The sequence below is a fragment of the Neobacillus jeddahensis genome (assembly GCF_000612625.1).
In the GTDB taxonomy this organism is placed as follows: Bacteria; Bacillota; Bacilli; order Bacillales; family Cytobacillaceae; genus Neobacillus; species Neobacillus jeddahensis.
Genome location: NZ_CCAS010000104.1, coordinates 1 through 6,631 on the forward strand (window position 1 = coordinate 1; position 6,631 = coordinate 6,631).

The window sequence follows — 6,631 nt, forward strand, 5'->3', positions numbered from 1 at the left end:
CGTGGTACCACCTTATTTCGCAAATAGCTCACACTATTTGCCTCTGCAAGTACGGAGTATATATTGCTTACTCGTATACTGTGACGTTGATAACGAGCGCCAAATCTCGCCGCAGCCTACTAATACGTTTCCGCAAGTTCAGTACGAAGCTCAGAGACCATTGTTCAAATGAGTGTTTTTGCTTCTTTTCAGCCCCCGAAGCTCTCTGTAAAAAACGAAGTCATTTTACTTTTTCTCTTCTTTGCCTTTTATTGTTAATTTTATCGATATTTTATTCGAAACTTTCTAAAAAGTCAATAGCTGCTATTTCTTTGTGGTTAGATGAACGCGCTGATCAACAAACAATATCTTCCTTTGTTTACGTATAAGCAAACATCCCCTCTTTTTTTATTGACGTAAATTAAACTTTATTTTAATATGTTGGTTATAAACCAAACATTTTTATATATTGTTTATCAAATCTTAGGACGTGTGAATAGCATGGAAATTTCGGATTTATTTTGGAATGCCTCATTGGCAGAACTGAAGCATGGATATATGCAGGAAAAGGAAGCCTATGTTTGCCTGCTTTGCGGTGAGAAAGTCGAAAAGGGGATTATTTATCCACATGGGGATATCTTTTACGAAGCGGAACGATATATGCGCATTCATATTGAGCAAACCCATCAATCTGTTTTCCACTACCTACTCGGGATGGATAAGAAATTTACGGGCTTAACTGACCATCAGGCCCAGCTGCTCGCCCTTTTTTACCAAGGAAAAAATGACAAAGAGGTTCAAACAGAAATGGGCATTGGCAGCACGTCAACGATCAGGCATCACCGCTTTGCCTTAAAAGAGAAGGAACGGCAAGCCAAGACCTTTTTAGCGATGATGGAGCTGTTAAAGGAAAAGGATCAATACGCACCTGCGTTTGTTGCTCCCCATAAAACCGCCAAACTGGTCGATGATCGCTACGCTATTACTGCAGAGGAACAAGCGCAAATTCTCCAGAAATTTCTACCAGATGGAGGAACAGGAAGGTTAACGACGTTCCCGCCCAAGGAAAAGCAGCGGCTGGTTGTTCTCCGCGAAATGACAAAGCACCTCGAAAGCAAACGTAACTATAGCGAGAAAGAGCTTAATCAGATTTTGATGACCATTTATGATGATTACGTCATGATTAGACGATATTTAATCGAATACGGATTGATCGATCGAACAGCCGATGGAAGCCAATACTGGTTGAAAAAATAATCAAGGAGTGAGATGTAATGGATCGTAAGAAGGAATTGAAACAGCAATACAAAGAAACAAAGATAGAGGCTGGAATCTATCAAATCAAAAATCTGAAAAACGGGAAGATCTTTATCGGGAGTACGAGAAACTTAAAAACATTAAATGGCTTAAAGTTTATGCTAGAGACTGGCAGCAATCGAAACAAACAACTACAGGAAGACTGGACTCACTTTGGAAAGGATGCCTTTACGATTGAGGTCATCGAAATTCTTAAACCAACCTCCGATCTTTATACAACCGAAAAAGAGCAATTAACTGAACTAGAGCAAAAGTGGTTAGATCAGCTCCAGCCTTACGGGGAACGTGGATACAACCGCTAAATTCAGGAATCCCCCAAATGGCAAACTATTTAAAAAGGAACCCGTTCCATGTGACTTGAACGGGTTCCTCTTCTTTCTTATTCTGAACGGAGCTCTACCTCATAACCATTTGGATTATTTTTTTGCCATCTCCACGAATCACGGCACATATCGGCAATTCCCTTGGAAGCAGTCCAGCCGAGTACGTTCTTCGCCTTAGAAGGATCTGCATAGCAGACAGCCACATCCCCAGGTCTTCGGTCGACAATCTTATAAGGAATGCTCACTTCCGCTGCATGTTCAAAAGCAGAAACAATCTCTAAAACGCTATATCCTGTACCTGTACCAAGATTATAGGCTTCGACCCCGTTACTGTTCATGACTTTTCCCAGTGCTTTTAGATGTCCAATCGCAAGATCAACGACATGGATATAGTCGCGCACCCCAGAACCATCAACCGTCGAGTAATCATTCCCAAACACTTGCAATTCCTTCAATTTCCCGACCGCTACTTGTGTAATAAACGGCATTAAATTATTCGGGATTCCATTTGGATCCTCACCGATTCTGCCACTTTCATGGGCCCCGATCGGGTTAAAGTAGCGCAACAAGGCAATACTCCAGCCTTGGTCTGCCACATATACATCTCGCAAAATTTCCTCAATCATCAGCTTGGTTTTACCGTACGGATTGGTAGCACTCAATGGGAAATCCTCTGAAATCGGCACTCGCTCCGGCATTCCATAAACCGTTGCCGAAGAGCTGAAGACAAGATTTTTCACATCATACTTTTTCATCACTTCACAAAGAATGAGTGTACCGGTAATATTATTATGATAATAATGGAGCGGAATGGATACCGATTCTCCAACAGCCTTTAACCCAGCAAAATGGATAACGGCCTCAATTTGATTTTCCGCAAAAACATTATCAACACTACTCCGATCAAGCAAGTCAACTTTGTAAAACGGAAAATCCTTTCCCGTAATCTCTTTGATCCTTTTTAATGCTTCTGGCTTACTGTTTGCATAATTATCAAGGACAACGATATCAAAGCCAGCATTCAACAATTCGATACATGTATGACTTCCAATGTATCCTGCTCCACCTGTAACTAATATGGACATATGTACATTTCTCCTTACTTATGAAAATTCAGAGATACAAATCACAATCTATTTTCCCTTCTATTAAGTATACACTACACTCCAATATTTAGGAATTTGAACTAAACTAGCTTAAAATACCCCCTCTTCTTTTATATATTGATCGTTATTGAACATACTAATCAAAAGATTACTTTGAGAGGACATACGCGAATGAGGAGATACCGATGTCTTTAGTTACTTTTTCATCGATTAGTTTACTAGCAATTATATATTTCGTGGTCATGCCGAAAAATCTAAATACACTCGAATTAACAATGATCATAATCCTAGTGGTGTATCTCGACAGCAATTTCATGGATATTTCCATGTTAAATCTTGGGACATTCAAATTGACCGAAAAGCATCATGATCAACTGACATTTTATCTTACTTTTACCGTGTTATATCCACTTTTCATTGCAACAAGTCTTAATCTACTCAGATCATTCCGTTTCAACTTCATAAAAATTTTAATTCCCTTTATCACGATCTCCATCATCGTGGGGTTTGATGAATTAATTAGGCATTTAGCTGTCATAGAATATAAAAATTGGAACTGGCCCGCGGATTTTCTACAATGGCTCATTATTTGGATGATTTGCTATTTCACTCATATTTTGTTCCGAAAATTGGTCATGAAAGAGCTGAAGCAATAATGCTTGTATTACCAGATAAGTTTGATAGCAATGAATGGTTTATTATCCTATCTATCATTGTGGCATATTCTTTTATTTTGATACTACCAAAAAGGTTCCCACTTTCGATCACCTTGATTTTGCTTATCTTTAACATGACCTATGCCCAAGTCGTAGACCATATTCTAGCAGGGGTAAGTGTTGACCTATATGACATCAACGACGTTGAAAAATACGAATGGTTCGATTGGATTACCTGGTTCCTCTACCCGCCGTTTGGTTATCTTTTCGCTTACTTTTATGATAAATGGTCTGTTCGAGGCGTTCGAGTATTTTGGTATATCATTCTATGGGTATTTATTGCGATGGGGCAGGAGATGCTTTGCTTATGGTTTAACATCTTTACTTATGATGGGTGGAAGATTCCCTATTCCTTTCCTGTATATATTCTCACCCTTTGTCTTTATCTGCTTTTCTTTCTTTATATGAAAGGTACCTTTGAAAGATTAAAAAACCGATGACTTATCCCATTGTTGTGACATGGAATAAATCCGAGTATAATTAATAAATATTTGAAAAAAAGTTATTTCGGATCATACACTTTGTTAGGAGGATAAGATGAAGCAGGAAGGTTCACGATCGTTTGGATTGCCGCTAACCATTTCCATCATCGCCATTTCGTTCTCTGCGATTTTTGTTAAATGGTCTGATGCCCCGGCGTCCATTTTAAGCATGTACCGGATGTGGTTTGCCAGTATATTAATGGTCCCCATCGTCTGGAAAAAACGGCAGGAATTTAAAAATATCGGCAATAAAGATTGGTTCTTTTTATTTTTTTCAGGCGGATTTCTCGCCTTACACTTTGTCCTCTGGTTTGGGTCATTAAAGCTAACGACTGTAGCGAGCTCTACTATTATTCTCGCCCTTCAGCCCATTGTCTCATTGATTGGCGGATTTCTTTTATTTAAAGAACGGACAACACTTTCTGCCATATTAACGATGGGCATAGCCATCATTGGAGCGATGATGATTGGCTGGGGAGATTTTGGGTTAAGTAAAGCGGCGATCATAGGAGATTTGCTCTCATTTTTCAGTGTCATTTCCGTAGTCGGCTATCTGTTAATCGGTCAAACGATTGTTAAAAAAGTCTCACATTGGTTATATAGCTTTTGTGTCTTTTTGTCTGCATCGATTGTTCTCACCATCTATAACCTTTCTACAGGGGTTGAGGTTAGCGGTTATCCTGCCAAGGAATGGGGAATCTTTCTTTTACTCGCTACGGTGCCAACCGTCAGTCATGTCATTAACAATTGGCTATTAAACTATGTCAATGCCACGACGATCTCAATGAGTATTTTAGGAGAACCTGTGGGAGCGACGATTTTAGCTTTCTTTTTACTTCATGAAAGTCTGGCTCCATGGCAAGTCGTTGGCGGCTTACTCGTTCTGATGGGCGTGTTTTTCTTTTTAAGCCAAAAGCAAAAACCCATTCCACAAACCGTTGAAAGTAGCATGAATTAAACAAAATGCCCCCGTTTAGTACGAACGGAGGCATTTGTTTCTTTATTTATTTTCTAAGGAAAAACGATAGGTTGTCGTTGTTTTGTACACTTCATTTTTTTCAACAAGTAATTCAGAAATCCTATTAGGCAGCTGCTGCGTTTCTAGGCAAAATCCTAAATGCTTCTCCGCTTGCCTTCCTCTGATGGAAAAATCATTCCCTAACATATTGCCAGTGTAAAACACAACGGCAGGCTGATCCGTGTCGATTTCCAATTTGCGCCCGCTTTCCTGCTCTACTACCATCATCTTCTTTGGTTGAGAATCGTTAAACAGAAGCGGGTGGTCAAAACCTCCTCCGACGATTTGCGTTTGCGGATGGTCAGATTCTATGCCTAAACGAATCTTTTTCCCCTCTCTAAAATCGAAGACCGTTCCTTCGACGGAAAGCACCTTTCCCGTCGGAATCAGTGTCGTATCAAGCTCTAGAAATCCATCACTATTCACTGTTAGCTCATGATCAAGAATCGTCCTTTTAAGATGACCGCTTAAATTAAAATACGAATGGTTCGTTAAATTAACAATCGTTTTTTGATCGGAAACGGCCTGATAGCTGACGGTTAATTCATTCTCCTCATTAAACGTATAGGTGACAGTCACAGCAAGCTTGCCTGGAAAGCCTTCTTCCCTATCAGGACTGGTATACGAAAAGATAATCTTTGTTTCATGTTCCTTATTTTCAACCACTGACTCCCATACTACGTTATGAAAACCATTCGGCCCACCATGGAGATTATGTTCCCCATCATTTTTTGCTAAATGGTAGGGAACACCGTCTATTTCAAACGATGCCTGCCCTATCCGGCCAGCAGTCCTGCCAATTACACACCCAAAGTATGGAGAGTGATCCAAGTACTCTTGTACGGTATCAAAACCTAATACCACATTTTCTACTGCCCCCTCACGATCTGGGACATTGATTTCTGTGATAATGCAGCCATAGTCTATACAGGTAAAACTCATCCCATTCGCATTCTCGACGCTATAGGATGTTACTTGTTTTCCATTAAAGGTACCAAAACAAGATTCAACCAGCTTCATCCTGTTCCCCCCTATTACTTGTTTCGTATATCAAATAGTTGATGATTGATGGCAACAGTATGTGGATAAACATCCTTGTACACCTGATAGAATTCCTTATAGCGCTGAACATTTTCTGGGATTGGCTCATAGACTTTATCTGCTTGAATAAACACATCGGCACATTCCCTTAGTGACGGGAACCACTCTAATCCTGCGGCCGCAATCATAGCAGCTCCCATCCCTGGACCTTGTTCATTTTTCTGCTTTAACACTTTGGCGTTAAAAACGTCGGCTTGGATTTGCAGCCAGACATCACTCTTGGCACCGCCGCCAATCGAGATGACGGTATCAATGGTTTTACCATAGTTACGGAAAATTTCTACACTCTCATTGATCGAAAAGACAATTCCTTCGATGACAGCACGAGTGAAGTCTCCTCTCGTGTGTGAACCATCAATCCCGGTAAATGTTCCTCTGATTTTGGCATCTGCATAAGGCGTCCGTTCTCCGACTAAGAAAGGCGTGAAAATGAGCCCATTGGCTCCAACTGACGATTGAGCGGCCTCTTCAAGCAGCTGCTCAAAGCTTCGCTCTTGTGCAAAGGTTTCCTTAAACCAGGTTAAGCTATAGCCGGCTGCGAGCGTCACGCCCATTGTATAGTAGGCATCCTTTTGACCATGGTTGAAAA

8 protein-coding genes and 1 other annotated feature are annotated in these 6,631 nt (G+C 40.5%); of the genes, 5 read left to right on the forward strand and 3 right to left on the reverse strand.

Annotated elements, in window-relative coordinates; genetic code table 11:
* Nucleotides 1-251: a binding site (T-box leader), on the reverse strand. This feature is flagged as partial in the annotation.
* A gap of 229 nt (nucleotides 252-480) precedes the next feature.
* Together TY15_RS22435 and TY15_RS22440 are read left to right on the forward strand one after the other, a co-directional pair.
* Complete coding sequence (locus tag TY15_RS22435) at nucleotides 481-1,236, forward strand: DUF2087 domain-containing protein (protein ID WP_040203734.1); 756 nt, start codon at nucleotides 481-483, stop codon at nucleotides 1,234-1,236.
* A 17-nt stretch (nucleotides 1,237-1,253) separates the two neighbouring features.
* Entirely contained in the window at nucleotides 1,254-1,598 is a 345-nt protein-coding gene (locus tag TY15_RS22440; protein ID WP_040203731.1) for a GIY-YIG nuclease family protein, read from the forward strand.
* A 77-nt stretch (nucleotides 1,599-1,675) separates the two neighbouring features.
* Here the strand turns inward: TY15_RS22440 and galE are convergent, their stop codons facing one another.
* Complete coding sequence (gene galE, locus TY15_RS22445) at nucleotides 1,676-2,704, reverse strand: UDP-glucose 4-epimerase GalE (RefSeq protein WP_040203728.1); 1,029 nt, start codon at nucleotides 2,702-2,704, stop codon at nucleotides 1,676-1,678.
* 206 nt (nucleotides 2,705-2,910) lie between these two features.
* Here galE and TY15_RS22450 point away from each other — a divergent pair, with 206 nt between their 5' ends.
* The 3 genes from TY15_RS22450 to TY15_RS22460 all read left to right on the forward strand — a co-directional run bounded on the left by TY15_RS22450 (nucleotide 2,911) and on the right by TY15_RS22460 (nucleotide 4,881).
* Nucleotides 2,911-3,381, forward strand: coding sequence for a hypothetical protein (locus TY15_RS22450; RefSeq protein ID WP_040203727.1), 471 nt, complete (start codon nucleotides 2,911-2,913; stop codon nucleotides 3,379-3,381).
* Nucleotides 3,381-3,881 (forward strand): hypothetical protein, encoded by a 501-nt coding sequence (locus tag TY15_RS22455; RefSeq protein WP_040203725.1) that lies wholly within the window; start codon nucleotides 3,381-3,383, stop codon nucleotides 3,879-3,881. Before TY15_RS22450 ends, TY15_RS22455 begins: the two co-directional genes overlap by 1 nt.
* A 97-nt stretch (nucleotides 3,882-3,978) precedes the next feature.
* Complete coding sequence (locus tag TY15_RS22460; RefSeq protein ID WP_040203724.1) at nucleotides 3,979-4,881, forward strand: DMT family transporter; 903 nt, start codon at nucleotides 3,979-3,981, stop codon at nucleotides 4,879-4,881.
* A 42-nt stretch (nucleotides 4,882-4,923) separates the two neighbouring features.
* Here the strand turns inward: TY15_RS22460 and TY15_RS22465 are convergent, their stop codons facing one another.
* Both TY15_RS22465 and TY15_RS22470 read right to left on the reverse strand, forming a co-directional pair.
* Nucleotides 4,924-5,961, reverse strand: a complete 1,038-nt coding sequence (locus TY15_RS22465) for an aldose epimerase family protein (RefSeq protein ID WP_040203722.1) — start codon at nucleotides 5,959-5,961, stop codon at nucleotides 4,924-4,926.
* Nucleotides 5,962-5,975: 14 nt separating this feature from the next.
* Nucleotides 5,976-6,631 (reverse strand): FGGY-family carbohydrate kinase (locus tag TY15_RS22470; RefSeq protein ID WP_042375634.1); only part of this gene is annotated, 656 nt, incomplete at its 5' end.